The sequence below is a fragment of the Kitasatospora sp. NPDC096128 genome (assembly GCF_040303105.1).
Classification (GTDB): domain Bacteria; phylum Actinomycetota; class Actinomycetes; order Streptomycetales; family Streptomycetaceae; genus Kitasatospora.
This window is the reverse complement of sequence record NZ_JBEOSP010000034.1, coordinates 1-23,824: the sequence shown is the minus strand read 5'-3', so window position 1 is coordinate 23,824 and position 23,824 is coordinate 1. Positions and strand designations below refer to the sequence as shown.

The 23,824-nt window shown below is 74.6% G+C and carries 18 protein-coding genes and 4 pseudogenes; 11 read left to right on the top strand and 11 right to left on the bottom strand.

The genetic code is table 11. The features are described 5' to 3' along the window. Positions 1–3 precede the first annotated feature (3 nt). From ABTY61_RS30470 to ABTY61_RS30450, 5 genes are all read right to left on the bottom strand, one after another. Positions 4–276, bottom strand: a complete 273-nt coding sequence (locus tag ABTY61_RS30470) for an acyl carrier protein (RefSeq protein ID WP_350508324.1) — start codon at positions 274–276, stop codon at positions 4–6. Between the two features lie 126 nt (positions 277–402). Continuing rightward, positions 403–2,001: an AMP-binding protein gene (locus ABTY61_RS30465; RefSeq protein WP_350508323.1), complete on the bottom strand. Its 1,599-nt coding sequence runs from the start codon at positions 1,999–2,001 to the stop codon at positions 403–405. 5 nt (positions 2,002–2,006) lie between these two features. Next, on the bottom strand, positions 2,007–2,846 hold the full coding sequence (locus ABTY61_RS30460; RefSeq protein ID WP_350508322.1) for a MaoC/PaaZ C-terminal domain-containing protein: 840 nt from the start codon (positions 2,844–2,846) through the stop codon (positions 2,007–2,009). Beyond that, positions 2,843–4,093, bottom strand: a complete 1,251-nt coding sequence (locus ABTY61_RS30455) for a beta-ketoacyl-[acyl-carrier-protein] synthase family protein (RefSeq protein ID WP_350508321.1) — start codon at positions 4,091–4,093, stop codon at positions 2,843–2,845. Before ABTY61_RS30455 ends, ABTY61_RS30460 begins: the two co-directional genes overlap by 4 nt. Positions 4,094–4,140: 47 nt before the next feature. Further along, a complete protein-coding gene (locus tag ABTY61_RS30450; RefSeq protein ID WP_350508320.1) occupies positions 4,141–5,352 on the bottom strand; it encodes an aminotransferase class I/II-fold pyridoxal phosphate-dependent enzyme in 1,212 nt (403 codons plus the stop codon). A 639-nt stretch (positions 5,353–5,991) separates the two neighbouring features. On the opposite strand from ABTY61_RS30450, the gene ABTY61_RS30445 reads away from it, so the two are divergent. The 5 genes from ABTY61_RS30445 to ABTY61_RS30425 all read left to right on the top strand — a co-directional run bounded on the left by ABTY61_RS30445 (position 5,992) and on the right by ABTY61_RS30425 (position 10,299). Further along, positions 5,992–6,864: an AfsR/SARP family transcriptional regulator gene (locus ABTY61_RS30445; protein WP_350508319.1), complete on the top strand. Its 873-nt coding sequence runs from the start codon at positions 5,992–5,994 to the stop codon at positions 6,862–6,864. Between the two features lie 361 nt (positions 6,865–7,225). Next, positions 7,226–7,588 carry an ArsR/SmtB family transcription factor gene (locus ABTY61_RS30440; RefSeq protein WP_350508318.1) on the top strand — a complete coding sequence of 121 codons (363 nt, stop codon included), beginning with the start codon at positions 7,226–7,228 and terminating at the stop codon, positions 7,586–7,588. A gap of 192 nt (positions 7,589–7,780) precedes the next feature. Continuing rightward, on the top strand, positions 7,781–8,749 hold the full coding sequence (locus tag ABTY61_RS30435) for a phosphotransferase family protein (protein ID WP_350508317.1): 969 nt from the start codon (positions 7,781–7,783) through the stop codon (positions 8,747–8,749). A 169-nt stretch (positions 8,750–8,918) separates the two neighbouring features. Beyond that, on the top strand, positions 8,919–9,416 hold the full coding sequence (locus ABTY61_RS30430) for a hypothetical protein (RefSeq protein ID WP_350508316.1): 498 nt from the start codon (positions 8,919–8,921) through the stop codon (positions 9,414–9,416). Positions 9,417–9,750: 334 nt separating this feature from the next. Continuing rightward, positions 9,751–10,299 (top strand): T6SS immunity protein Tdi1 domain-containing protein, encoded by a 549-nt coding sequence (locus ABTY61_RS30425; RefSeq protein WP_350508315.1) that lies wholly within the window; start codon positions 9,751–9,753, stop codon positions 10,297–10,299. Positions 10,300–10,805: 506 nt separating this feature from the next. Here ABTY61_RS30425 and ABTY61_RS30420 read toward each other — a convergent pair. Continuing rightward, positions 10,806–11,423 carry a hypothetical protein gene (locus ABTY61_RS30420; RefSeq protein ID WP_350508314.1) on the bottom strand — a complete coding sequence of 206 codons (618 nt, stop codon included), beginning with the start codon at positions 11,421–11,423 and terminating at the stop codon, positions 10,806–10,808. A 1,230-nt stretch (positions 11,424–12,653) separates the two neighbouring features. On the opposite strand from ABTY61_RS30420, the gene ABTY61_RS30415 reads away from it, so the two are divergent. The 4 genes and pseudogenes from ABTY61_RS30415 to ABTY61_RS30400 all read left to right on the top strand — a co-directional run. After that, positions 12,654–13,073, top strand: coding sequence for a metalloregulator ArsR/SmtB family transcription factor (locus tag ABTY61_RS30415; protein WP_350508313.1), 420 nt, complete (start codon positions 12,654–12,656; stop codon positions 13,071–13,073). Positions 13,074–13,397: 324 nt separating this feature from the next. Continuing rightward, positions 13,398–14,093 (top strand): annotated as a pseudogene (locus ABTY61_RS30410) (DUF2071 domain-containing protein); the annotation flags it as partial. A gap of 316 nt (positions 14,094–14,409) precedes the next feature. Further along, the gene (gene tpx, locus ABTY61_RS30405) at positions 14,410–14,910 is read left to right on the top strand and encodes a thiol peroxidase (RefSeq protein ID WP_350508312.1); all 501 of its coding nucleotides are present in this window, start codon (positions 14,410–14,412) and stop codon (positions 14,908–14,910) included. A gap of 704 nt (positions 14,911–15,614) precedes the next feature. Continuing rightward, positions 15,615–15,848 (top strand): annotated as a pseudogene (locus tag ABTY61_RS30400) (DUF3027 domain-containing protein); the annotation flags it as partial. Positions 15,849–15,976: 128 nt separating this feature from the next. Here the strand turns inward: ABTY61_RS30400 and ABTY61_RS30395 are convergent. The 5 genes and pseudogenes from ABTY61_RS30395 to ABTY61_RS30380 form a co-directional block, all read right to left on the bottom strand. Further along, positions 15,977–16,120: pseudogene (locus ABTY61_RS30395) on the bottom strand (transposase); the annotation flags it as partial. Then, positions 16,117–16,242, bottom strand: a pseudogene (locus ABTY61_RS42035) (IS30 family transposase); the annotation flags it as partial. The pseudogenes ABTY61_RS42035 and ABTY61_RS30395, both read right to left, overlap by 4 nt. Positions 16,243–16,490: 248 nt before the next feature. Continuing rightward, positions 16,491–17,276, bottom strand: coding sequence for an SDR family NAD(P)-dependent oxidoreductase (locus tag ABTY61_RS30390; protein ID WP_350508409.1), 786 nt, complete (start codon positions 17,274–17,276; stop codon positions 16,491–16,493). Between the two features lie 83 nt (positions 17,277–17,359). Further along, complete coding sequence (locus tag ABTY61_RS30385) at positions 17,360–18,343, bottom strand: 3-oxoacyl-ACP synthase III family protein (RefSeq protein WP_350508311.1); 984 nt, start codon at positions 18,341–18,343, stop codon at positions 17,360–17,362. 112 nt (positions 18,344–18,455) lie between these two features. After that, positions 18,456–18,716, bottom strand: coding sequence for a hypothetical protein (locus ABTY61_RS30380; protein ID WP_350508310.1), 261 nt, complete (start codon positions 18,714–18,716; stop codon positions 18,456–18,458). 2,243 nt (positions 18,717–20,959) lie between these two features. Between ABTY61_RS30380 and ABTY61_RS30375 the strand changes: the two genes are divergently transcribed. Then, positions 20,960–21,853, top strand: coding sequence for a class I SAM-dependent methyltransferase (locus ABTY61_RS30375; RefSeq protein ID WP_350508309.1), 894 nt, complete (start codon positions 20,960–20,962; stop codon positions 21,851–21,853). 35 nt (positions 21,854–21,888) lie between these two features. After that, complete coding sequence (locus ABTY61_RS30370; protein WP_350508308.1) at positions 21,889–23,808, top strand: flavin-containing monooxygenase; 1,920 nt, start codon at positions 21,889–21,891, stop codon at positions 23,806–23,808. The last annotated feature ends 16 nt before the right edge of the window (positions 23,809–23,824 follow it).

The following is a 23,824-nucleotide window of genomic DNA, read 5'->3' as shown; positions in this document are numbered from 1 at the left end:
GGGTCAGCCGCCGACCGCGGCGGTGGCCGCGCCGGCGCGGCGCTGGGTGATGAAGGCGTCGATGGCGGTGACGGAGCGGAAGTTGTTGGGGTCCAGGTCCGTGTCGTCGACGGGCAGGGCGAAGTGGTCCTCGACCCAGGCGATGAGCTTGAGCACGCCGAGGCTGTCGATGACGCCGTCGGAGAGCAGGTCGTGGTCGTCGGCGAGCTGGTCGGGGGTGACGTCGGGCAGGAACTCCTCGATCAGGAACCGCTTGATCTGGTCGATGTTGCTCATGGTGGCAACTCCCTTGCTGTCGTTACGGATCGGCATCGGATAACAGGGCGGGCCGGTCAGGGCGGGCCGGCCGGGGCGGCGGGCCGGGGCGGGCCGGTCAGGGGGCGGCGGGCCGGGGCGGGCCGGTCAGGGGGCGGCGGGCAGGACGGCCTTGCGGTCGACCTTGCCGGTGGCGGTCTTGGCGAGCGGGCCGTCCTGGATGGCCAGGCGCTCGGGGACGGCGGCGCGCGGCAGGTTGCGGGCCAGGTGCTCGCGCAGCAGCAGGGTGTTGAGCGCGGAGCCGGGGGCGCGCTGGACGGCGGCGTGCAGGCGCTTGCCGGTCAGCGGGTCGGGGGCCGCGGCGACGGCGGCCTCGCGGACCTCGGGGTGGGCGAGCAGCACGCGTTCGACCTCGGCGGTGTTGACGGCCACCCCGCGGACCTTGACCTGGAAGTCCGAGCGGCCGGTCAGGTGCACGCGCCCGGCCTCGTCCCGGGTGACCAGGTCGCCGGTGCGGAACCAGCGCCGCCCGGGCCCCGCGCCGCCGGGGCGGGTGGTGAAGCGGCCCGCGTCGCGGGAGCGGTCGAGGTAGCCGGCGGCCTGGAAGGGCGTGGAGACGTAGAGTTCGCCGCTGCCCGCCCCGGCGAGCGCGGTGCCGTCGGGGCCGGCGATGAGGGTGCGCACCCCGGGCAGCGGGGTGCCGATGGGCACCGGGAGCGCGGCGGCGGCGTCCAGGCGGTCCAGGCGGTGCAGGAAGCTGTCGTTGGTCTCGGTGCAGCCGTAGATGTTGTACAGCCGGGCGCCGGGCAGCAGGGCGGGCAGGGCGGCCAGGGTGCGGGCGTCGATGGCGTCGCCGGTGAACGCGGCGTGCTCGACGCTGTCCAGCACGGTGTGGGTGCCGGCGGCCTGCACGAGCAGGGCGTAGGCCAGGGGGACGGCCTGCAGCACGTGCGGGCGGTGCAGGGTCAGCTGGGCGAGCAGGTGGCGGGCGTTCAGGGCCTGGGCGGGGTCGATGAGCAGGCAGGTGCCGCCGGCGGCCAGGGTGGCCCACACGTCCAGGAGGGCGAGGTCGAAGTTGAGGGGCGCGTAGTTGGCCACGGTGCGCCCCGGGCCCAGGTCGAAGGTGTCGTGGGCCCAGGCGGTGAAGCGGTCCACGCCGCCCTGGGCGAGCGGGACGATCTTGGGCAGGTCGGTGGAGCCGGAGGTGGTGAGCAGGAAGGAGGTGCCGGCCGCCAGTGTCGGCACCGGGGCCGGGCGGGGCGGGGCGGGCAGGCGCGGGCTGTCCTGGCCGGCGGGGGTGAGCAGGTGGCGGGCGCCGGCCTGGGCGAACAGCGCGGCCAGCAGCGCGGGGGCCAGCTGCGGGGAGGGCAGCAGGAAGGGGCGGCGCTCGATCAGGCAGGCCAGTACCAGGGCGATCGCCTCGGGGGACTTGACGGCCACCAGTCCCACCGGCTCCCCGGGGCGCAGGTCGAGGGCGTTCAGGCGGGCGCGTTCGGCCTCGGCGGCGCCGGCCAGTTCGCCGTAGCTGACGGTGCGTTCGTGCCAGATCAGCGCGGGGGCTGCGGGGCGGGTGCGGGCGTGGGCGAGGATCGCGTCGGGCAGCGCCAGCGGCGGCACGGCGGCGCCGCTCTCGACGGGGGCGGTGCCGGGCGCGGCGGGGGCGGCGGTGCCGGGCGCGGCGGGGGCGCTGCCGGCGGTGCCGGGCGCGGCGGGGGCGCTGCCGGGGGCGGGTGTGGTGTCGGTCATGGCGCTCACCGCCCCGTCGCGGGGGCCAGGGCGGCCCAGCCGGCCTTGACGGCGGTGCCGTTCTCGGTGGCCAGGGTGAAGCGCACCACGGTGGCCCGGTCGTAGGGCTGCAGGGTCAGGCGCAGCGGTGTGCCGGGGGTGTAGGGGGCGGCGAAGCGGGCGCCGAGGGCGGTGACGCGGGCGGGGTCGCCGTCGGCGTAGCGGTCGGTGAGGTGTTCGGCGGCCAGGGCGACCAGGTGCATGCCGTGGGCGATGACGCCGGGGAAGCCGGCGGTGCGGGCGGCGGTGTCGTCCAGGTGGATGGGGTTGTGGTCGCCGGAGGCGTGGGCGTAGGCGGTGGTGTCGGCGCGGGTGAGGGCGAGGGTGAGGGTGTGGGGTTCGGTGTCGGGGGTGGTGCCGGGGTGGGCGGTGGCGGCGGGGGTGCCGAAGGGGGTGGGGGCGGTGGCGCCGAGCAGGAGGGCGGCGGTGCTCAGGCGGGCCTTCTCGGTGCCGGTGGCGGGGTCGGTGAGGCGGGTGGTCAGGGCGATGCGGGTGCCGCGGGCCTCGCGGCGGGCGGCGGTGACCTCGAGGGCCACGTCCAGGGCGGTGCCCGGGGTGAGGGGGGTGTGGGTGTGGATCTCCTGGGCGAGGTGGACGACGCCGGTGAAGCCCTGGTCGCCGGCGGTCAGGGCGGTGACGGTGTGCTGGGCGAGGGCGTGGGCGGCGACGAAGGGGAAGGCCGGGCTGGTGCCGGTGCGCGCGGGGGCGGGCAGGGCGGTGCGGGCGGCGGCGCGGTAGGCGGCCGTCTGCTGCGGGGCGGGGGTCAGGCGGGTGCGGGCGAGGGGCGTGGGCGTGGTCGTGGTCATAGCGGGGTCACCACCAGGGTCGAGTTGTGGCCGCCGAAGCCGAAGGAGTTGGACAGGGCCGCGCCGGCGGGGACGGGGCGGGGCGCGGTGTGGACGACGTCGAGGTCCAGGCCTTCCTCGGTGTTCTCGTGGTTGGCGGTGGGCGGGACGAGGCGGGTGTTCATGGCCTTGAGGGCGGCGATGAGTTCGACGGCTCCGGCCGCGCCGATCAGGTGGCCGATGGCGCCCTTGGTGGAGGTGACGGGCACGCCGTGGGGTCCGAAGACGGTGCGCAGGGCGGCGGCTTCGGCGCGGTCGTTGTGGACGGTGGCGGTGCCGTGGGCGTTGACGTGGGCGATGTCGGCGGGGGTGAGGCCGGCGTCGCGCAGGGCGGCGCGCATGGCGGCCACCGCGCCGGCGCCGTCGGGGCGGGGGTTGGACAGGTGGTAGGCGTCGGCGCTGGAGCCGTAGCCGGCCAGCAGGGCGTGGGGGCGGGCGCGGCGGGCGCGGGCGTCGGCGAGGCGTTCCAGGACGAAGAAGGCGGCGCCCTCGCCCATCACGAAGCCGTCGCGCTCGGTGTCGAAGGGGCGGCTGGCGCGCGCGGGGTCGTCGTTGCGCTGGGAGTGGGCGCCGAGGTTGCCGAACGCGGCCAGGGTGACGGGGGTCAGGGTGGCCTCGCAGCCGCCGGCGATGGCCACGTCGGCGCGGCGGGTCTGCAGGAGGAGGGCGGCGTGGCCGATGGCGTCGGCGCTGGAGGCGCAGGTGGTGGCGATGGTCAGGGCCGGGCCGCTCCAGGACAGGCGGATGGCGATCTGGGCGGCGGCGGCGTTGGGCATGGTGACCAGGGGCATCAGCGGGGAGACCCGCAGCGGTCCGTGGCCGGTGTAGAGGGCGGACTCGCGGTCGCTGGTGGTGCGTCCGCCCACGGCGTTGCCGACCACGACGGCGCTGCGTCCGGGCTCGGGGGCGGGGGCGCCGGCGTCGGTGTGGGCGGCGAGGGCGGCCAGGGCGGCGTAGTGGGCGAAGGGGTCCAGGCGGCGGGCGTCCTTGGCGGGCAGGTCCGCGCTCTGGGGCAGGTCGGTGACGCGGCAGCCCAGTCTGACCTTGTGGCGGGCCAGTTCGGGGTCGGTCAGGGCGGTGGCGGTGGAGCGTGCGGCGCTGACGGTGTGCCAGAAGTCCGCGACGGTGTGGCCGGCGGGGCTGATCACGCCGATGCCGGTGATCGCGATCTCCTCGCGGCGGTGCTGGGGCGGGTGCTGGGGCGTCATGGCTGGTGCTCTCCTTCCGTTCGCCCGTCGGGTGGCCGGTGGCCGGGTCAGATCAGGCCGCTCTGGCGGGCGGCGGTCAGGAAGGCGTCGGCGGCGAAGTCGATGTCGGCGGCGGTGTGGCGGGCGGTGACGGCGATGCGCAGGCGGGCCAGGTCGTTGGGCACGGCGGGGGTGACGACCGGCAGGCCGATGACGCCGGCCTTGCGGCAGGCGGTGGCGTAGTCGTAGGCGGCGTCGTCGGAGCCGGCGATGACGGGCAGCACGGCGGTGGAGGATTCCATGGTGGAGATGCCGGCGTCGTTGAGGCGGGTGCGCAGGCGCTGGGCCTGGAGCTGGGTGTGGGTGACGCGCTGGGGCTCGCGGCGCAGGATCCGCAGGGACTCCAGTGCGGCGCCGGTCTGCGCGGGGCCCAGTGCGGCGGAGAACAGGAAGGGGCGGGCGGCGTAGCGCAGGTGGCCGATGAGCTCGTTGCTGCCGGCGATCCAGCCGCCCATGGAGGGGATGGCCTTGGAGAGGGTGCCGAGCTTGATGTCGACGCGGTGGCGGTGGCCGTAGTGCTCCTCGATGCCGCCGCCGGTGGGGCCGATGACGCCCAGGGCGTGGGCCTCGTCGACCATCAGCAGGGCGTCGTGGCGGTCGCAGACCTCGCGCAGTTCGGGCAGCGGGGCGATGTCGCCGTCCATGGAGTAGACGCTGTCGACGATGACCAGGCGCACCCCGGTGGGGGCGGCGGCCTTGAGGCGGCGCTCGAGGTGGTCGACGTCGTTGTGGCGGAAGCGGGTGACGGTGGCCCCGGAGAGGCGGCAGCCGTCGACGATGGAGGCGTGGTCGTACTTGTCGATCAGGACGGTGTCGCCGGCGCCGACGAGGCCGCCGATGGTGCCGACGTTGGCGGCGTAGCCGGAGCCGAAGACCAGGGCGCGCTCGCGGTGGGCGTAGCGGGCGACCTCGGCCTCCAGTTCCTCGTGCAGGGGGATGGTGCCGGCCAGGGCGCGCACGCCGTGGTTGCCGGTGCCGTAGACGTCGACGGCGGCCTTGGCGGCGGCGACCACGCGCTCGTCGCCGGCCAGGCCGAGGTAGCTGTAGCCGGACATCATGAGCAGGCGCTCGCCGTCGAGGTCGCAGTAGGCGCTGTCGCGTTCCATGGTGTAGGCGACGAAGCTGTTGCGGCGCGAGGGGTCGGACTCCAGGGCGGCCACGCGGGCGTTCGTCGCGGCGAGCTTCGGCTCCAGGCGGTCCCATGCTCCGGTGGCGTTCACGGGCGGTTCTCCTTCACGGGGTGGACGGCTTGACGGCTTGACGGCTTGACGGCTTGACGGCTTGACGGGCGGTCGGCGGGCGGGGCGGTCGGCGGCCGGGCGGGGCCGACGGGGCGGGAAAGGCGGGGCGGGAAAGGCGGGGCGGGGCGGGCGGGGCGGGGTTCCGCGGAAAAGCGGCCGGCGCCTTTTCCGTCCGGTATTTTTCGCAATAAAAGGGGGAAGTGCTTCGTGCGGGCGGTTCACCGGTAAGCGGGCGGGCGGATTTCTCGAAGCCTTCACGCGGGCTGCTCAAGGATTGCTACATTTCTACGGCAGGATGCGCAAGGCGTCCGCAATAGCCGCTCCCTTGGCCTGCGGGACTGCTCTGACGTGCGGAAACCTTGCGTCCACGACGCATCGACCGGCCGGCGGGTATGTTTCCTCTACGGGTGTTGACACCGTGCTCGGCGGCGAATGTATGGTCGAAATCCGCCGAAACCGAACGGCTGGTCGGCGTTGTTTCATGTTCCGGTCCGGTTTCCCATGCCGACGGTTCCCGACCACGCGGGGCCGTCACTTCCGCTGTGGCTTCGAGGGGGTTGGAGCTGTGTTGAACGGTTTTCGGGACGAGGGCCCGTCCGGCAGATCGGGGACGGCGCGATGCTGATCCGACTGACCGGCCTGGTGACGATCGAACACGCGGGCAACGCCCCGCAGCACCTGTCCAGCGCCCAGGCCCAGGTGGCGTTCGCGCGCCTGGTGCTGGAGCGCTCCACCGGCACCAGCCGCGACCAGCTGGCCGACACCGTCTGGCCCGACGGCCTGCCCGACACCTGGGCCTCCGCGCTGCGCAGCGTGGTCTCGCGGGTGCGGGCGTTCGTGGCCTGGCCCGGGCAGGGCCCGGGCGCCACCCCGCTGATCGCCCAGGGCGGGCGCTACGTGCTGCGCCTGCCCGCGGACGCGGCGGTGGACCTGGAGGCGGCGGCGGGCGCGGTCGGCGAGGCGGGCGAGGCGCTGGCCGCGCGTTCCCACGCGGTGGCGCAGCAGCTGGCCGCGGGCGCGATCGCCAATCTGCGCGGCTCGTTCCTGCCCGACCACGAGGGCGAGTGGGCGCAGGGCGTGCGCGAGCACGTGGAGGAGCTGCGGATGAGCGCGCTGGAGACGGCGAGCCTGGCCGCCTCGGCGCTGGGCGAGGAGCACCACGCGCTGCGGTGGGCGGACGAGGCGGTGCGGCGGGCGCCGTTTCGCGAGAGCGCCTACCGCTGCCGGATGGAGGCGCTGGCCTCGGCGGGCAACCGGGCGGAGGCGCTGCGCTGTTACCAGCAGCTGCGCCGGGTGCTGGCGGAGGAGCTGGGGATCGACCCGGCGGCGGAGACGCAGGAGCTGTACCTGTCGCTGCTGCGCTCGCCGCTGCCGGCGGCTCCGGCGCCGTCGGCGGTGCGGCCGGTGGACCCGGTGCTGATGGGCATCTTCGAGCCGCTGGCGCTGGCGCGCCTGGCGCGGCCGGCGGGGCCGCCGGTGCGGGCGGCCTGAACGGGGGCGGCGGGGCGGGTGCCGTTCCCGCAGCCGTTCCTGTCGCTGTCGCTGTTGCTGTTGCTGTTGCTGTCGCTGTTGTCCGTAGGTGTGCAGGTGTGTACGTGTGCGTTCCGGTGCGGCGGGCGCCCTCCTGTGCGGGCAGGGGGGCGTGCGCCGCACCGGCGCGTGCGGGCCGCGGTGCCCGGGCTGCGGGGCCCGGCGTGCGCGTTCGGTGCGCGATCGGTGTTGCGGAGGTGTTGCGGCGGGCGTGGCGGGGCCCTGTCCCGTAGTAGCGTCGGGCGTGAAGTCGCGCGTGGTGCGCGGCCGTTGACGAAGACCGACGCGGGACGGGGGCCAGGCTTGGGAAGGGGTGGTGGGTGTGGGACGGGCACGCGTGACGGCGCGGATGATCGAGCACCCCGGTGTGGAGGACGTGAACGTCCAGCAGGTGCTGGAGGCCCTCGCCGACCCGGCGAGGCGCACGGTGGTGCGCACCCTGGCGCACTCGGGCGGTGACCTGAGCTGCGGCTCCTTCGACCTGCCGGTCGGGCGCTCCACCTCCAGCCACCACTTCTCCGTGCTGCGCGCGGCCGGGGTGCTGCGCCAGTACTACGTGGGCACCACGAAGATGAACACGCTGCGCGCCGAGGAGCTGGAGCGGCGCTTCCCGGGCCTGCTGTCGGCGGTGGTAGCGGCCGCCGACGCCGAGGCCCGCGACGCCCCCCGGGCCTGCGGGCCCTGACCGTACGGGCCCTGACCGTACGCCCGCCCGCCCCGGTTCGCGCCGCAGCGGGCGGGCGCACGGGTGTCGGGGCGTGCGGGTGCGCGCGCCGACGACGGGCGGCGGCGGGCGGGCGCCGTCCCGTACGGGTGCCTTGCGGGCCGAGGGGGCGGCCCGGGTCCCGGCCCGGGGGCGGGCGTAGGGTGGTCGTCCGTGATCGACGACGACGTCCAGGGGTGGGCCGGTACGCGCCGGTGGGTGGAGGGCGTGCTCGCGCCCGGTGAGCGGATCGCGCGGGTGGAGGCGCTCAAGGGCGGGTGGACCTCGCAGATGCGCCGCCTGGACGTCGAGCCCGGTGACGGGGGCGGCGGGGCGGGGTACTCGCTGGTGCTGCGCTCCTTCGTCAAGCCGTTCTACGTGCGCCACGCGCCCGCGCTGCTGGAGCGCGAGGCCGGTGTGCTGCGCCTGCTGGCCGGCGGCGCCATCCCGGCGGCGCGGCTGCGCGCGGTGGACGCCCGGGGCGGGCACGGCGGGCACCCGTCGCTGCTGATGACCCACCTGAGCGGCACGGTGCGGGTGGAGCAGGACGGCGAGGTGGCGCGCCGGGTGGAGCTGCTGGCCGCCCAGCTGGCCGCCGTCCACGCCGTGCGGGTGCCCGAGGGGCAGCGTCCGCGCGCCTGGCAGGCGTGGACCTCCCCCGGGCGCGTGCAGGTCCCGGCCGCCACCGCGCGCCCGGGCCTGTGGGCGCGGGCGGTGGAGGTGATCGCCCGCCCGGCGCCGGCGCACCGCGGCTGCTTCCTGCACCGCGACTTCCACCCCGGCAACGTGCTGTTCACCGGGCACGGGGAGCAGCTGGCGGTCAGCGGGGTCGTCGACTGGGTGGAGACCTCCTGGGGCCCGGCGGACCTGGACGTCGCCCACTGCTGCACCGCGCTGGCCCTGCTGCACGGCGTGGAGACGGGCATGGCCTTCGCCGACGCCTACGAGGCTGCCGGGGGCGTGCTGAGCGCGCGCGGCCCCGGGCACCTGTACTGGCGGCTGCTGGACGCCCTGGCGTTCGCCCCGGACGCGCAGAAGGTCGCGGTGCCCTGGCGCGAGCTGGGCCGCACCGACCTGGGCGCGCAGCTGCTGGCGGAGCGTCTGGAGGACTACCTGCGGGCGCTGTTCGAACGCTACGCGTAGCCCGCCCGCCGTGTGCGGCCCGCCCGCTACGGGCGGCCCGGCACCGGGCCGGGCGGCAATCCCCCCGGTGCGGGCGGGCGGGTCGCGATGCCGTGTTGGCGGAGGGCCCCGGCTGCCGTCGGATCAAAACGTGTCGCTCCGGGCTGGAGTGGGTGGCTACGCTCGCGTGATGGAGCTGGATGAGGCGCTGGAAGCGTTGCGCCGGGTGCTGCTGGAGCGACGCACCACCGGTTGTCCGGAGTCGGTCGCCCAGGCGGTGGAGGCTGCCTGGGCGGCGTTGGCCGGCGGGGTGGAGGCCCCGAGTCTGTGGGAGCTCGGCGTGCTGTCCGACGGGGAGGTCCTGGAGGCGCGCCGGCTGCCGGCCGAGGTGGAGCAGGAACTCTGGCCGGTGCTGCGGCTGCCCGCCACCGTTGAGGGCCGCGACCTGGCGCTGGCCCGGTACTGCCTGCGGGACCTGCTCGACGGCCGCCTTGATCCGCTGGCGGCGGCCGAGCGGATCGGCTTCGAGCTCTGCCCCGCCGACGACCCCGGCTCGCCGCTGCGGCCGGTCCGCGGATGGCTGTACCGCGCGGAGGACCAGCAGGAGCACTGCGGCGGGCCGGCCAAGGAGCTGGTGGCCGAACTGCACGACCTGGCCGCCCAGCTGCTGGCCGGTCCGCTGTCCTGACGGCTGGGTCCCGACAGTGCTTGCCGCCCCCGTGTCGGGCGGTCGAACTCCCCTGTCGATCAGTCAAGATCGCCTGCCGGAGGACACGCACCGACCTGGGCGCGCAGCGCCGGGGTGCGGCTCGACGCCCACTGGGCCGGCCAGGCCCGACGCCCACGGAACAGCCGACTCGCACAACTCGCGCACCGACTCGCGGCTTGATCACCGATCCGAAAAAAGGATGCGGATCCAATGAGGGCCCTGGTGAACATGAGCATTCGAGGCCGGGCTCTCACGCCAGGCCGCCTCGGGGTAGGGTGCGATTCCTGATTCGCCGAGCGGAGTGGGCCCGACCTTGATCACCGAGTTCTCCGTGGCAGCCCTGCAGGAACGCATGCCGACCGAGGCCGCGCGCAGCCTCGCCGCCCTCGGCCCGGGCACCCACTTCGACGGCTTCCTCCACCTGGTCGCCCCCGATCTCCTCGACGAGACCTTGGCCGAGTGGCTCGGCGGTTTCAATCCATCGCGGACGCCGTTCGCGCGCACGGCGCTCGGCGACATCATCTACGTGCGGGACCTGCGGGAGCGGGCCCGCGCGCTGGGCTTGGACGATGCGGAGGCGGAGGCTGCCCACGACGTATCCGTGCTCGACGTGCGGTTCAAGCGGACCAGCGTCCTGGGCTTCACCTTCGGCGACTTCGCGTCGAGGCTGTCGGATCCGACCTGGCCGGCCGCGGAACTGCGCAAAGACCTGTACGACGCCGCAGTGGGCCGGCTCGGGCAGCCTGGGTTCGACGAGATCTTCACGTTCGTCCCGGCGCTCGCGGCCGGTGGTTCGCAGGACCCGGGGACGTTGGAGCGCAACCAGGCGGACGTCGCACTGTCCATCCTGCTTCAGACCTGAGCAGGCGCAGCGATCAGGGGCTCACCACGTCCTGTTCACCCTGACGAGGCCCCCTCATAAGATCTGCACCCAACCCGAATTGAGCAACAGAGTCAGGATTTCCGGTCGAAGTACCACCAAGGAACCCTCTGGGTGATCGCCGGAACAGGCTCAGCCGAGTGGGACGACGGTGGGCGCGTCCCGCCGAGTACCCGCCCACCGGCCGCCGGGGCCCGGGCGCCCGCCCGCGGTGCGCCGCAGGGCCCGGCACCGGCGGGCCCTGCGGCGCTACGCGGCGGGGCCCCGCGGGCTCCCGGGGCGCGGGGCCGCGGGCTCCGGGGCGCGGACCTCCGGGACGGCGGCCGCGGCGCTCGCGAGCGCGCCCTCGCACGGCGGGCCGGGGCCGCTGCCACCCCGCGCAGGCGCTGCGCGCGCCCTGCCGGAAGCGGCCCGGACGACACCGCCTCCCTGCACGTCACGGCCGCCGCCGGCCTGCGGGCCGGCAGCCTCGACGCAAACCCGGCGTCCTACGGGAGCGCCGGGCCGCCCGCCTCCTGAACGCCCCCGCCCCGGACGCCCGGGCCCCGACCGTCCGGGCCCGGGAGGGGGGCGCCCAGCACCCAGGCCGGGTAGTGCCCGGCGGCCAGCGGGGGCGAGGGCGGGCAGGCCGGGTGCAGGGCGCCCGCGGGGAAGAACGCCACCCGGCAGCGCCGGCACCACCAGCCGCGCCGCCAGCGCTGCACCAGGTGCCGGCGGCGCTCCTGCTGCGCCCGCAGCCGCTCCTCCTGCCGCCGCCGACCGCGCCGGCGGGAGGCGGTGCGCACGACCAGGGCCGCGGCCGTCAGCAGCGCCGGACCGACGAAGCCGCCCAGCAGGTAGCCCGCCCGGTAGAAGTCGTCATAGCGGTCCAGGTCCGGACGCGGGCGCAGCAGGTTCAGCACCCCCAGGAGCAGCCACAGCGCCGCGAGGACGACCAGCACGGCCGCCGCCGCGCCCTCGGGCACGGGCTCGGGCCGCGGCTGGGGCGGCGGGGCCAGGTGGACGGCCTCCCAGGCGTCCAGGCCGGCCGCGCTCCCGCCCTCCAGGGCCTCGGGCACGGGCAGGGCGTGCTCCCCGGCGGCACAGCCCGGGCATACGGCGCTCATCGAACGGTCCACTCCTCGCGGTGACTTGTGCGCGAACGGTCCCGGCCCGCAGTACACCACGGCGAACTGACGCGACGTCACCGAATTCCCCGAACCGCCGGTGCACCCGGGGCCCGGACCGGGGCCGGGCCGGGGCGGGGCAGGGCGGGAGGCGAGGCGGGGCGGGGGCGGGGCACAGCCGGGTCCGGGCCGGCCTCGGCGCGCGGGGGACACCGTCGTTCCTCGCACCTGCGGCGGGGCCGCGGGCGAGGGCGGGAGGGGTCGCCGGGTGGGAGGGGCGGTGGAGGGGCCGGCGGCCCGTGCCGACGCCGCAGGTCCGGCCCCTGACGGCGGGGAGCAGCGGTGCGGGGAGCGTACGCGGTCACGGCGGCAAGCCGCCGTCGGGCCCCGTCCGGCGCCGGCCGGCGGGCCTGGCACGTGTTCGGGCCCGCGCCGGCGGACGCGGTCCGCGGGCCCGCGGGCAGGCGCCGGCCCGGGAACGGCGGTGGCCGTGGCGCACCGTCGCGGACACCGCCGCCGCGGGGCGCCGGGGCGGGGCGAGCGCGAGAGGGGCGTCGAATCGGCCCGGGTCGCGGCCGCGCCGGGCGGTGGCGGAGACCGGCACCGGCCGGGGCGGCGGCCGGGACGGGCACCCGCCACCGCCGCCACCTCGTCGGCCTGCGCGAGGGCGTGGGCGCGCCGGTCGACGGCGCGGCGCGGGGCCGCCGGACGCCGCCCCGGCGCCAGGACCGGGCAGGCGTCCACGGCGCCGCGGACCAGGCCCCCCGCCGTGGCCGGCACGCAGCGCCGACAGCACCGCCCGCGCCACCTCCCCCGCCCGCACCCGACGCGGCCCCGAAGCGGTCCCGGTCCCGGCGCGCCGGGCAGGGCCCCGCCCGGCGCACGGCCGGCCACGGACTCGGCGACCGTCCACCGCGTCCCGTCCCCGTGCGCCGCCGCCGGCGCCGCGAGCGCGTGCGGACGGGGACGCCGCGGCGGGGCGGGCGGGGGCCGTCGCAGGGGGCGAGCGCGGCCACGGCCGCGGCCGTGTCCGGGTGTTCGCCGCGCGAGTACCCCCCGGCACGGTCCCCGGGGCCGCCAGGAGCCGGTGGCGCCCCCGCACCGGCGTCCCGCGCCGCCCGCCCCTCCCCCGGGCCGCACCGCCCGCCGCCTGCCTGCTGCCCCGTCGGCACCGCGCAGGGGCCCGCCGACCCCTTGCCATCTATTTAGCCGAAATGCTAAACAGTGGGGGTGACACGACCCCAGGACGAGGCCGGGGCCTTCCGCGCCCTCGCCGACCCGACGAGGCGCCAGATCCTCGAGGACCTCAGGGACGGCGAGCTCGCGGCCGGCGAGATCGCCGCCCGCTTCCCGATCAGCGCGCCCTCCGTCTCCCGGCACCTGGGCGTGCTCAAGGCCGCCGGACTGGTCACCGAACGGCGCGAGGGCAACCGGATCCTCTACGCACTGGCCCAGGAACGCCTGGCCGTCTGCGTCGGCCGCTTCCTCAGCGCCGTGTGCCCCGAGCAGATCGTGCTGCGCCACACCCGCGGCCGCCGCGGGACGCACACCGGCAACCACCAGGGCGACGGCGCCCCGGGCGACGGCGGCCGGGGCGACCGCGGCCCGGGCGACCGCGGCCGGGGCGACGAGGGGAACGAGGGGGCCTGACATCCTCCCCGGCGCGGACGCCGGGGACTCCCCCGGCCTCGCGGCCGCGCCGCTGCGCGTGGGCGCAACGGCCGGGACCGCTTCCCGCCTCACAGCCGCCCGCCGACCCGGGGCCGCCGGCGAAGGGACGCCCTACCGCCCATCGGTCCCGCGCCGGCTCCACAGGCCCGGCGCTCCCCCGGCCCGGCGCGAAGACCCCGCCCGGCCGCACGCCGGCCGACTGCGGCGCCCCGCCCGGAGGCGGAGCACCGCAACCCCTCCCGCGACGGGGGAGTTGCGCTCCCTGCCCCGGCTCGAGCCGGGGGCATCCACGAAGGAGTCCCGATGCGACAGCCGCACCTGGCCAGCGTCGTCGAACGGCGGCTGCTGGTGAACTACCGCCTCGCCCCCGACGCCGCGGCCCGCCTGCTCCCCGGGCCGCTGCGCCCGCAGCTGGTGCGCGGCCACGCCGTCGCGGGCATCTGCCTGCTGCGCCTGGGCCGGGTGCGGCCCGCCTGGGCGCCGGGGGCGTTCGGACTGCGCAGCGAGAACGCGGCGCACCGCATCGCCGTCGAGTGGGACGGCCCGCACGGCGTCGAGACCGGCGTGTACATCCCGCGCCGTGACACCTCCTCACGGCTCAACGCCTGGGCCGGCGGGCGCCTGTTCCCCGGCGAGCACGGCCTCGCCGACTTCGAGGTCCACGACGGGCCCGGGCCCATCAGCGTCGCGCTGGCGGCCAGGGACGGCGCCACCCGGGTCGACGTCAGCGTCGAGCCGTGCGGCGAACTGCCCGCCAGCGCCCTGTTCACCGGCCTCGCCGAGGCCTCCCGTTTCTTCCAGGACGGCGCCAGGGGCTTCTCCGCCACCGCCCGCGGCCACCGCCTGGACGGCATGGAACTGCGGCCCGGGCACTGGCACGTGCAGGCCGGGCGGATCCACCACGCCGCGTCGTCGTTCTTCGACGACCCCGCCCGCTTCCCCGCGGGCAGCGCCACCCTGGACAGCGCCCTGGTCATGCGCGGCGTCCCCGCCACCTGGCACCCACTGCCCGCCATGCCCACCACACCCGCCACACCGCCCGCCGCACCAAACAGGCCCGGCGGGCCCGGCGGACACGGGCCGGCCACCGACCGCCCGGGTTCCAGGAGTCGTTGCGGCACCCCGACTCAGGGGGTGCATCGGACTCCGATCCGCAAGGACACCCCGCCCAGCCCCGGCCCCGGCCGGACGGGGCGGGGGGCGGGGGCGGGCCGGGGGCGGGCGTCCGTTCCTCGGTGACCCGGCGTCGGGGACGGTGCGCGGGCAGTAGGATCGGCGGCGTTGTCACCCGTATACCGCCGGTAGGAGGCTTTTCATGGCTCAGGTCACGCTGAAGGGGAACCCGGTCGAGGTCGGCGGCGCGCTGCCGGCGGCCGGCAGCCAGGCCCCGGCGTTCACGCTGGTCGGCGAGGGCCTCGCGGACACCTCGCTGCAGGACTTCGCCGGCCGCCGCAAGGTCCTCAACATCTTCCCGAGCATCGACACCCCGACCTGCGCGACGTCGGTGCGCACCTTCAACGCCAAGGCCGGCGCGCTGGAGAACACCGTGGTGCTGTGCATCTCGGCGGACCTGCCGTTCGCCCAGGCCCGCTTCTGCGGCGCCGAGGGCCTGGACAACGTCAAGACCCTGTCCACCCTGCGCGGACGCGACTTCCACAACACCTACGGCGTGTCCATCGACAACGGCCCGCTGGCCGGCCTGACCGCCCGCGCCGTGGTCGTCCTCGACGAGAACGACACCGTCCTGCACACCGAGCTCGTCGCCGAGATCGCCGAGGAGCCGAACTACGAGGCCGCCCTCGCCTCCCTGAGCTGACCCCTCACCAGGCACCGCCCCGGGCCCGCCCCCGCACCCCACCCGGTGCCGGGCGGGCCCGCACGCGCCCGACACCCCCCCCGGCACACACACGCACGCACGCACGCACGCGCGCGGCCGGCGTCCCCAGGCACCGCAGGGCCCCGGACCCGCCCCGCGCAACAGCAGGAACCGCGGCGGGAAGCCGACCGCCACCGGCGCCCCGGCCCCGGACACCGGAAGCCGGCCGGCCCGACCTCCCCGGCCCGACCTCCCCCGCCCGACACCGCGCCCCGGCGCGAGGAGCACGCCACCGGCGCCCCGCCCCCCGGCCCCGGACGGCGTCCGGAGCGGCCACCACACCGCGCACCGCCCCACCCGCCCCGCCCCGGGGGCGCCCCCGGGGCGCCAGGCCAGGGCCGCAACGACCCCCGCCGGCCCCGCACGAGAGCGACCGCAACGCCGGACCCGTACCGCCCGCAAGCCCCCGGCACAACGGGCATCCGCCCCGGCCGCACCCGCCCCCCCGGACCCGGACCCGGACCCGACCAGGCCCCGGCGCCCTCCCGCAGGAGCAGGCCGGCGGGAGTCCGCACCGGACGGGAACGGGCCGTCAGGGACCCGTGTCCAGTGCCGTATCGGGCAACGTGCGCCCCGTTCCAGATGAGATGATCACCTGGCTGTCGATGGGCTGATGATCTCGGATCGGGCGAGGAGGCATCGAAATGGCCGTTGGCGGGCATTGGACGGGTGACAATCCAGAGCACAACAATGCGTGCCATGCACGGTGGCGCGCGTCGTTGCATCGCTCCACCGCACGGCCCGACTATCAGGATGACTGGTACGACGCCCAGTGCGGAGGGTGCCGCTTCTGGATCGGCCTCAGCGGTCAGCTCGGCCAGGACTACGGGGCCTGCACCAACCCCGCCTCTCCATTCGATGGGCGGGTGCGGTTCGAGCATGACGGCTGTGTGCGGTTCACCGGCCGCGAGGACGGCTCATTCGGGTCGATGGGCGGGTGCGGTTCGAGCATGACGGCTGTGTGCGGTTCACCGGCCGCGAGGACGGCTCATTCGGGTAGTCGACCTCAGTCCGCATTGGCCCAGGCGACGACCTCGCGCAGGCGCTCGCCCGCGGCGTGCTTGTTCCGCCAGATGATGTAGCGGCGGATCATGCTGCCCTGAGCCTTGTGACTGGGGTGGTCGGTGCCGTCGAGGGCGAAGTAGCGCCGATGATCCGGCAGGCTTCCTCGTTGCTCAGGCCATGGTCCATGAGCCGGAAGTATTCCTCCCGCTCACGGACCCACGGCTTGCGGCTGTGGTTCGCCCGCACCTCACGGATCGAGAAGTCCATCGCATCCCCTGAACTGGGGTGTTGCGACAACCACCAGAACCCAAGGACAGGGGCGGGCCCCGCCCCCGCCCGGCCCGGCACCGCCCCGCACGACCCGCCCGGCACGGCCCGGCACGGCCCGGCACCGGGCGGGGAACACGCCGGCCCCCGCCCGCGGCGGGGGCCGGGGACGGGGGCACGCGCGCCGCCCCCGCACCGCCGGGCGGGGCGGGCGGGGGCGCAGGACGCGGGACGGCAGGGCCCCGGGCTCAGGTGATGGAGGCCCCGGAGTCGATGCTGATGACCTGGCCCGTCATGCAGTCCTGGTCGAGGAAGAGCCCGATGGAACGGGCCACCTCGCGCGGGGTGACGAACCGGGGCACCGGGATCTTCTCCCGCATGCCCTCCACCACATGGGCGGGCAGCGTGTCCGTCATCCCCGTGATCATGAACCCGGGCGACAGGGCGTTCACCGTCACCCCCCGGCGCCCGCACTCGGCCGCCAGCGTACGGGTCAGACCGATCAGCCCGGCCTTGGACGCCGCGTAGGCGGTCTGGCCCGCGGTCGCGATCAACGCCGACGGCGAGACGATGTTCACCACCCGCCCCCAGCGGGCCCGCAGCATCGCCGGCACACACGCACGCGTCGTGTGGAAGGCACCCACCAGGTTCGTGTCCACGACCTGGCGCCACTGGGCGGGGTCCTGCATCGCCATCAACGCGTCCTTGCGGATCGCACCGTTGTTGACCAGCACGTCCACCTCGCCCAGCACCTCACGGATACGCGCGTGCATCACACCCACCGCCTGCCAGTCCCCCACGTCACCGGTGACCAGCACATGGTCGTGCGTCAACTCGCCCGCCAGCGCCTCGGCCTGCTCACGCGAACTGTTGTAGTGGACCGCGACCCGGCACCCCGCCGCGTCCAGCTCCAACGCCAGCTCCCGCCCCAGACCCCCCGACGCACCCGTCACCAGCGCCACCGGCGAAACCGGCCGCACACCGAACACCGCCCGCCCGCCCGACGCACCGGGCGCATCCTGCCCGCCCCGCATGCCGGGCGTGCCCTGCGTGCCGGGCGTGCCCTGCGTGCCGGGCGTGCCGGGCGTGTCCTGCGTGCCGGGCGTGTCCTGTCCGCTCACGGGGTCCCTCCCCAGGTCATCAGCACCGAGCCCCAGGTCATGCCCGCGCCGAACCCGGCCAGCAGCACCCTGTCGCCCTCCCGCACACGCCCCGCCTCCAGCGCCTCCGCCAACGCGATCGGGATCGACGCCGAAGCCGTGTTGCCGTACCGCTCCAGGTTCGTCACCAGCCGATCCCCCGGGATCCCCGTGTGCGCGAGCACCGAGTTGATGATCCGGATGTTCGCCTGATGCGGCACCACATGGTCCACCTGCCCCGGCTCCACCTTCGCCTGCTCCAGCGTCTCGCGGATCGTACGCACCGTGTACCGCACCGCGTTCAGGTAGATCTCGTTGCCGTTGATCTGCGCGTAGTGCAGGCCCCGGGCGACGGTCTGCGCGGTGGTGGGCATCCGCGAACCCCCCGCCAGGACCTTCAGGCTGTCCTTGCACGAGCCGTCCGCACCCAGGTTCCACGCCAGGATCCGCTCCACCGGCCCCGGCACGAGCACCACCGCGCCCGCCCCGTCGCCCACCAGGATCGACAGGTCCCGGTCCGCCGGATCCGCCGTCAGCGTATGGGTGTCCGAACCGATCACCAGCACCGGCCGCGGATCCATGCGCATCAACGCCACCGCCGTCACCAGCGCATACACGAACCCCGCACACTCCGCGTTCACGTCGTGCGCGCTGCCCGCGATCCCCAGCTCGTCGTGCACGAACGCCGACGTCGCCGGCGAGGGCTGCTCCGGAGTCGCGGTCGCCACGATCAGATGCGCGATGTCACCCCCCGACAACCCCGCCCGCTCCAACGCCCGGCGCCCCGCCTCCACCGCCATCGACGCCGTGCTCTGCCCCGGACCCACCGCCCGGCGCTCCCGGATCCCGCACCGCGAGACGATCCAGTGCTCGTCCACCCCGAACCGCTCGGCCAACTGCGCGCTGGTCACCACACGCTCGGGCACACACACCCCCCAGCCGGTGACGTCGAAACCACTCACCTGCAACCCCTCCTTCCCCGACTCCTCATCGATTCCCGCCCCACCCGAACCGCCCGCACCACGCCGGCGCACCGGCCCCGGACCCGACCGCACACACCCGCCCGCCCCGCACTCAGGAACCCGAGGAGGCCACGAGCGCCAGGATCCGCCCGTGCACCACCCGCAGCGTCGTCGTGTCGTCGATGTCCGCGAACAACGACTCGTCCGCCGGGATGTGCGGGTACTGGTTCTGGAACCCGTACAACCACTCCATCAGATCCAGCGAGTCCACATCCGCGATGTGCTGCAACGCCGCGTCCGCATCGATCGCGGCCGCACCCGAGACCGCCTGCAACTGCACGGCCAGGTCCTCGACAGTGGGAATGTCCGACATGATGACCAGTTCCTCTCCACCGGCCCCCGCACCCCCCACCCCGCCACCCCCACCCGCACCCCCACCCCTGCGGCCCACACCGCCCGCCCGCCACAGCGGACCCGCGACACAGCCGACAGAAGCAGAACACACGGACAGGAACGAACAGCACAGGGACCGCACGAAACGGCCGGACGAAAATAGACGACGGATACCGCATGGACGACAACACCCCCGCCCCGCCCCGCAGCCCCCCCGGCCACACACCACCCGCACCCGCCCCGCCGACACACAACACCAGCGGAAACGAACACGGACGGACACGGACACGAGGGAAACCACGACAACACGCAGGACACCGGCCCCGAAAACCCGGGAACACCCCCACACCACCCCCCGACAGGAGGCAAGGAACGGGAACCACCCGGACAACCACAGGACCACAAGGTCTCGTCGACACCGCATGAAACCCGCCCCCACGCAAACGCCCCGCAACCCGCCCCACACCCCCGCACTTGCGCACCGCTTGCGAGACACACGCTTACCTGACCCACACCACCACACCCACCCACCCGCCCACCCCGACCGGCCCGCCACCCGCACAGCACGCCGGCCCACACAACCCGACCGGCCCGCCCGGCCCGCACAAGCAGGCCGGCCCGCACAACCCGACCGGCCCGCCCGGCCCGCCACCCGAGAAGCAGGCCCGACACCCCACCCCGGAAAAGCGGACCCCCACCGGCACAGAGCACCCGACCCGGGGGACAAGCACCAACCGCCCACCCCGGCACCACCGCTCCACACCAACACCAGCGCCCAACCCCCGGGGACGAACACCAACCGCCCCCCGGCACAACCGCTCCACACCAACACCAGCACCCAACCCACACGGGAAACACCGCCCACAGTGCCGAACCGGGCAAGGAGCAAGAGGCAAGGGCAAGGGGCCAGGGCAAGGGGCAATCCACCGCACCACGGCCACCCGGCACCAGCCGGCACCAACAGCACCAGAGCGACGGCGCCCACACACCGGCCCACACCGGACACCGGCACCGAAGCACCACCGGCCGACCCAACCGCCCACCCCGCAAGACGAGTCCACACCAGCACGACACCCGACCACCGGGAGGGGAAAGCCCCACCGGCCCACACCGGGCACGACGCCGAAGCACCACCAGTCGACCCAACCGCCCACCCCGCAAGACGAGTCCACACCAGCACGACACCCGACCACCCCGGGGGAAAGCCCCACCGGCCCACACCGGGCACGACGCCGAAGCACCACCGGCCGACACCGGCCACCCGGACCGCAACGCCGGTCCCACACCCGCACAGCACCACCCGCACCAGCCGGCGCCGACCGCCCGTCACAGCACGACGGCCGCACCGGCCGCCACCACCCACCCGGGAGCACGTCCCAACGACCCACCCCGGAAGACGAGTTCACACCGGCACGACACCCGACCACCGGGAGGGGAAAGCCCCAACGGCCCACCCCGCAAAGCCGGCCGACACCGGCCACCACACCCGGCCCGCACGGCAAGCACCCACCTGCGGCACCGAAACCGGGCAAGGACAGGCCACCGCACAACCGGCACCACACACCAGAGCAACGGCCACCTGCGGGCACAACACCCGGCAACCGGCACCCACACACCGGGCACGGCGCCGAAGCACCAACGGCCGACCCAACCGCCCACCCCGCAAGACGAGTTCACACCAGCACCACGCCCGGCCACCCCGGGGGAAAGCCCCACCGGCCCACGCCGGGCACGGCGCCGAAGCACCACCGGCCGACCCAACCGCCCACCCCGCAAGACGAGTTCACACCAGCACGACGCCCGGCCACCCCGGGGGAAAGCCCCACCGGCCCACGCCGGGCACGGCGCCGAAGCACCAACGGCCGACCCAACCGCCTTCCCCGGAAGACGAGTTCACACCAGCACGACACCCGACCACCGGGAGGGGAAAGCCCCAACAGCCCACCCCGCAAAGCCGGTCCACACCGGCCACCACACCCGACCACCAGGGGGAGGCCCCCAACGGCCCACCCCGCAAAGCCGGCCGACACCGGCCACCACACCCGGCCCGCACGGCAAGCACCCGCCCGCGGAACCGGAACCGGGCCGCCACGCACCACGCACCACGCGGCACGGACAGCACCACAACAACGCCACCCGCAGGCCGCACAGACCGACCACCCACGGCCCGCACCGGCACCGCACGACCCCTCCCACCCCACCACCACCGAGGAGCCCCGCCCCATGACCACCGTCGAAGCCCGCACCATCAACCCCGACGTCGAAGCCATCCGCCACCACTACGAGGTCGGCAACGACCTCTACCGCCTCATCCTGGGCCCCACCATGATGTACTCCGGCGGCTACTGGGAGGACGGCGAAGACCTCGTCGCCACCCTCGACGAAGCCCAGGAACGCAAACTCGACACCTTCACCGACCTCGCCCACGCCGCCGGCACCGCCCGCGTCCTGGACATCGGCTGCGGCTGGGGCACCATGCTCAACCGCCTCACCACCGTCCACAACGTCACCCACGCCACCGGCGTCACCCTCTCCCGCACCCAGGCCGACTTCGTCACCGCCCTGAACAACCCCGCCATCGAAGCCCGCGTCGAAAGCTGGGAAGACCACCGCCTACCCGAAGGCCAGGACCCCTACGACGCCGCGTTCTGCATCAACGCCCTCGAACACTTCGTCCTGTCCTCCCTCACCCCCAAGGAACGCACCCAGCGCTACCGCGTCTTCTTCAAGCAGGTCCACTCCCTCCTCAAGCCCGGCGCCCGCTTCGTCCTGCACACCATGACCGTCGAGAACCCCCCACTGCGCCGCCAACTCCTCGACGACCTCAAATTCCTCCAGCGCGAAGAATTCGAAGGCTGCCACATCCCCCGCCTGCCCGAACTCGCCACCGGACTCGACGGCCTCTTCGAAGTCACCGAGATCCGCAACGAACCCGAATCCTTCGCCCGCGCCTGCCGCGCCTGGCTCCAACTCCTCGCCCAGCGCCGCGACGAAGCCGTCACCCTCTCCGACGAAACCACCGTCCGACGCTTCGAACGCTACCTCGACATCTTCGCCTACACCCTCGAAGACCACATCTTCAACAACTTCCGCGTCACCCTCACCCGCCGGGCCTGACCCCCACCCACCCGCCCCCGCAGGAGACCGACGCCATGACCACCACCACACCCCACCCCACCACCAACCCCGACAACAACCCCACCCAGACCACCGGCACCCAGCCCAAGGCCACCGCAACCACAGACACGACCACGGCCACGACCGGGAACACAGCCGGGAGCACGACCACGGCCACGGCCGGGAGCACGGCCACGAGCGCGACCGGGAGCACGGCCACGAGCACGGCCGGGAGCACAGCCGGGAGCACGGCCACGAGCGCGACCGGGAGCACGGCCGGGAGCACAGCCGGGAGCACGGCCACGAGCGCGGCCGGGAGCACAGCCACGAGCGCGACCGGGAGCGCCACCGCCACCGCACCCGCCACCACCCGCACCAGGAACACCCACACCACCCCACCCGCCCAGACCACCGCCGCCGCCGCCACCGGCACCGCCACCACCGGGCACCCCGCCCCCGCCCCCGACGCCGGCGAGCCCACCCCCATCCGCCACCTCAAAGTCGCCGTCATCGGCGCCGGCTTCTCCGGCCTGGGCACCGCCATCCGCCTCCTGCAGACCGGCACCCGCGACTTCCTCGTCTTCGAACGCGCAACCGACCTCGGCGGCACCTGGCGCGACAACACCTACCCCGGCTGCGCCTGCGACGTCCAGGCCCACCTCTACTCCTTCTCCTTCGCCCGCAACCCCGAATGGAAATCCACCTTCGCCACCCGCGAAGAAGTCCACGACTACCTCAAAACCTGCGCCCACAACGCCGGCGTCACCCCCCACCTGCGCTACAACCACGAACTCCTCGCCGCCCACTGGGACGACACCCACCACCACTGGACCATCGACACCACCCAGGGCCGCTACACCGCCCAGATCCTCGTCACCGGCACCGGCTACCTCTCCGAACCCGCCCTGCCCGACATCCCCGGCCTCGACACCTTCACCGGCACCCTCTTCCACTCCTCCCGCTGGAACCACGACCACGACCTCACCGGAAAAAACGTCGCCGTCATCGGCACCGGCGCCTCCGCCATCCAATTCGTCCCCCACATCCAACCCCAGGTCGCCCGCCTCCACCTCTACCAACGCACACCCCCCTGGGTCGCCGCCAAACCCGACAAACCCAACACCCCCCGCCACACCTGGATGCTGCGCCACCTCCCCGGCTACCAACTCCTACGCCGCAACCTCAACAAAAACGTCCGCGAAATCGTCGCGTTCTTCATGTCCCGCCCCACCCGCACCACCGGCATGAAGAACATGGCCGCCGGCCACCTCAAAAAATCCGTCCCCGACCCCCACCTACGCCAACAACTCACCCCCGACTACACCGTCGGCTGCAAACGCCTCCTCTTCTCCAACACCTGGTACCCCGCCATCCAACAACCCAACGTCGACATCATCCCCGACACCATCACCCACATCGGCCCCACCCACATCACCACCGCCGACGGCACCACCCGCCCCACCGACACCCTCATCCTCGCCACCGGCTTCACCGCCACCAACCGCCCCATCGCCCACCGCATCCACGGACGCCACGGCCACACCCTCGCCCACACCTGGAACCACCACGGCATGACCGCCCACCGCGGCACCACCATCCACGGCTACCCCAACCTCTTCATGATCCTCGGCCCCAACACCACCCTCGGCCACTCCTCCCAAACCGTCATCATCGAAGCCCAGATCACCTACATCCTCGACGCCCTCAAAACCCTCACCACCCACAACTGGACCACCCTCGACGTCACCCCCCACGCCCAACACACCTACAACCAAACCCTCCAAACCCGCCTCAAAAACACCGTCTGGAACACCGGCGGCTGCACCAGCTGGTACACCGACCAACACGGCAACAACCCCACCATCTGGCCCACCTACACCCACACCTACCAACAACAAACCCGCCACTTCGACCACACCAACTACCACACCACCACCCACACCCCCACCCCCTAACACCCCCACCAACACC

Bases quoted from the DNA above. Each gene is read 5' to 3' on its own strand.
- ABTY61_RS30470 (WP_350508324.1), bottom strand. From the start codon at position 276: ATGAGCAACATCGACCAGATCAAGCGGTTCCTGATCGAGGAGTTCCTG.
- ABTY61_RS30465 (WP_350508323.1), bottom strand. From the start codon at position 2,001: ATGACCGACACCACACCCGCCCCCGGCAGCGCCCCCGCCGCGCCCGGC.
- ABTY61_RS30460 (WP_350508322.1), bottom strand. From the start codon at position 2,846: ATGACCACGACCACGCCCACGCCCCTCGCCCGCACCCGCCTGACCCCC.
- ABTY61_RS30455 (WP_350508321.1), bottom strand. From the start codon at position 4,093: ATGACGCCCCAGCACCCGCCCCAGCACCGCCGCGAGGAGATCGCGATC.
- ABTY61_RS30445 (WP_350508319.1), top strand. From the start codon at position 5,992: ATGCTGATCCGACTGACCGGCCTGGTGACGATCGAACACGCGGGCAAC.
- ABTY61_RS30430 (WP_350508316.1), top strand. From the start codon at position 8,919: ATGGAGCTGGATGAGGCGCTGGAAGCGTTGCGCCGGGTGCTGCTGGAG.
- ABTY61_RS30420 (WP_350508314.1), bottom strand. From the start codon at position 11,423: ATGAGCGCCGTATGCCCGGGCTGTGCCGCCGGGGAGCACGCCCTGCCC.
- tpx (WP_350508312.1), top strand. From the start codon at position 14,410: ATGGCTCAGGTCACGCTGAAGGGGAACCCGGTCGAGGTCGGCGGCGCG.
- ABTY61_RS30390 (WP_350508409.1), bottom strand. From the start codon at position 17,276: ATGCGGGGCGGGCAGGATGCGCCCGGTGCGTCGGGCGGGCGGGCGGTG.
- ABTY61_RS30380 (WP_350508310.1), bottom strand. From the start codon at position 18,716: ATGTCGGACATTCCCACTGTCGAGGACCTGGCCGTGCAGTTGCAGGCG.
- ABTY61_RS30375 (WP_350508309.1), top strand. From the start codon at position 20,960: ATGACCACCGTCGAAGCCCGCACCATCAACCCCGACGTCGAAGCCATC.
- ABTY61_RS30370 (WP_350508308.1), top strand. From the start codon at position 21,889: ATGACCACCACCACACCCCACCCCACCACCAACCCCGACAACAACCCC.